At 71.2% G+C, this 1,325-nt stretch carries 2 protein-coding genes and 1 pseudogene; 1 reads left to right on the top strand and 2 read right to left on the bottom strand.

The features are described from left to right. Positions 1–105, top strand: a pseudogene (locus H5J33_RS38160) (DUF523 domain-containing protein); the annotation flags it as partial. Positions 106–486: 381 nt separating this feature from the next. On the opposite strand, the gene H5J33_RS35480 reads toward H5J33_RS38160, so the two are convergent. Both H5J33_RS35480 and H5J33_RS35475 read right to left on the bottom strand, forming a co-directional pair. Next, positions 487–663, bottom strand: coding sequence for a lasso peptide biosynthesis B2 protein (locus H5J33_RS35480; protein ID WP_309485574.1), 177 nt, complete (start codon positions 661–663; stop codon positions 487–489). Between the two features lie 102 nt (positions 664–765). Further along, entirely contained in the window at positions 766–1,023 is a 258-nt protein-coding gene (locus tag H5J33_RS35475) for a lasso peptide biosynthesis PqqD family chaperone (protein WP_309485573.1), read from the bottom strand. Positions 1,024–1,325: the final 302 nt, after the last annotated feature.

Genomic DNA, 1,325 nt, shown 5'->3' with positions numbered 1-1,325 from the left:
GTCCACGACGGCTCGTTCACCGGCCGGCTGACGGCAGGCGACGGAGTCACCGCGGCCCTGCTCGAACGCAACGGCGTCACGGTCCGGCCCGCGCCCGGAGCCTGAACCGACCGGGATCTGACCGAGTCGCCGCTTCGACGAGTGCTCCACCCACGAACTCGGGCTTGGGCCCGAGGCTTACGACCCGCATCTGGCCGACGGCTCCGGCCCGCTCCGCGGCGACGACTCAGCCGCCACGGACGGCCAGGGGACCCAACGGTCCGATCGGGCGACAACTCGTCCGAGACCTCGAGGCGGGCCAGCGGATGCCGGCCATCCCGTGGAGCCGGCCTGCACCGGCCTACTTGCACTCGCCCCGTCCGATCGGATCGGGACCGGCCGTCACCGCGTCACGGGCAGTGTGTCAGGCATGGAGCTCGCGCTGGAGTGGGGATACGAGCCCCTGCCAGTACGTCGGCCGGACGCCCACCCCTCACTGGGAGAAGGTCATCTCCCGTTGTCCGGCGTCGAGTTCGCCGGCGCGGCCGGGACGGTGAGGATCGGCCGGTAGGTGGTGGTGTCCTCGGGTTCGCCGACGGGCCGGCCCTCGGCCTCCACCCGGGCGTGTGCGCCGAACGGTGAGGTGCGTACTCCGCTGCACCAGGTGGTCCAGTGGCCTCGCATGCGGCACAGCAGGACGGTGCCCAGGGAGCGGGGAGGCAGTAGTGGCCCGACCACAGGGTGCTGACGGCGGTGACGTCCCGCCGCGCCCGCAGGGCCTCGTGCTCACGAGTCGGTCACCAGCCTCTCTTTCACCAGGTGTGCGACCAGTGCCGTGACATCGGCGGTGGCGCGCTCGGGGGTGACCGGCCGGGTGGCGGCGAGTTGTCCGGCGATCTGCCCGGGCGTGGCGCCGTCCAGCAGTGCCTTCATGACGAAGGTGCCGGTGCCGTTCAACTGCCAGTAGCGCCCGGCGCGTTCGTCGAGCAGGACCATGCCGTCGTCTGTGGCGCAGGCGGTGACATCATCGCGTAGTCGGTGCACTGTTCGTCTCCCTCGTGTTGTCCGGGGTGCTGATGCTCCAGGCTGCGCAGCCACGCCTCCACCCCGAGCGTGGTCTCGAACTCCGCGGTCTTGCCGGTCAGCAGCTGGGGTGAGAGCAGGGCTCGGCGCGGTGTGTCTTCGTCGGCCAGTCCGGCGGCCACCAGCCGGGAGCCCTCGGCTCAGGCCGCGAGCGTGTCCCGGTTGTGGCGCAGGCCGCCCTGCCACTCGTGTCCGAAGTGGTCCTTGGTGGTGCGGCGCGGGATGGTCAAAGGAACTCCCGCTTTCTGCAACCCAGTTAGGGT

Source organism: Streptomyces sp. WELS2, assembly GCF_013870595.1.
Taxonomy (GTDB): domain Bacteria; phylum Actinomycetota; class Actinomycetes; order Streptomycetales; family Streptomycetaceae; genus Streptomyces.
The sequence above is the reverse complement of the archived record's forward strand: the minus strand, read 5'-3'. Positions and strand labels throughout refer to the sequence as shown.